The organism is Pseudomonas sp. P5_B2, assembly GCF_056400445.1.
In genome coordinates, this window is record NZ_JBFULH010001169.1 from 1 (window position 1) to 912 (window position 912).

The 912-nt window shown below is 57.5% G+C and carries 1 protein-coding gene; it reads left to right on the plus strand.

What is annotated here, in order from left to right; translation table 11 throughout:
• Positions 1-876, plus strand: an 876-nt coding sequence (locus tag AC1DRJ_RS29965; RefSeq protein WP_477805309.1) for an NAD(P)-dependent alcohol dehydrogenase, incomplete at its 5' end; no start/stop codon positions are given.
• Between the last annotated feature and the right edge of the window lie 36 nt (positions 877-912).

A 912-nucleotide genomic window follows, 5' to 3' on the forward strand; every position in this document is an offset into this window, starting at 1 on the left:
GTACCTGGGCACGAAATTGTCGGTCGCGTATCGGCGGTGGGCGCACATGTATCGGATTTCAAAGTCGGCGATCTGGTCGGTGTGGGCTGCATCGTCGATAGCTGCAAACACTGTGACGACTGTGACACAGGCCTGGAAAACTACTGCGATGAGATGGTCGGTACCTACAACTTCCCGACACCGGATGCACCTGGATGGACGCTGGGCGGCTACTCGCAAAACATCGTGGTGCATGAGCGCTACGTGTTACGCATCCGCCATCCCGAGGCGCAACTAGCTGCCGTCGCCCCGCTGCTGTGCGCGGGCATCACTACCTACTCTCCTCTGCGTCACTGGAACGCCGGCCCAGGCAAGAAAATAGGTGTGGTCGGAATCGGTGGCCTGGGCCACATGGGTATCAAGCTGGCCCATGCAATGGGCGCTCACGTCGTGGCGTTCACCACCTCTGAATCCAAGCGTGAGGCGGCAAAGGAGTTAGGCGCCCATGAGGTCGTCGTATCGCGCAACGCTGATGAAATGGCTGTTCATACCAAGAGCTTCGACTTCATTCTCAACACCGTCGCAGCCCCCCACGATCTTGATGCTTTTCTGGTGTTACTCAAGCGCGATGGGGCTCTGACGCTGGTCGGTGCGCCAGCCTCGCCTCACCCATCACCGAACGTATTCAACCTGATCATGAAGCGCCGAACGATTGCCGGCTCGATGATCGGAGGCATCCCGGAAACACAGGAGATGCTGGATTTCTGTGCCGAGCACAGCATCGTCGCCGACATCGAGCTAGTTCGGGTGGATCAGATCAACGAATCCTATGAGCGAATGCTCAAGGGCGACGTCAAGTATCGCTTCGTGATCGATAACGCCACGTTGGCTGACTAAACGCCTGAGCCAAAAAACTCCAGTGAACAACCATTC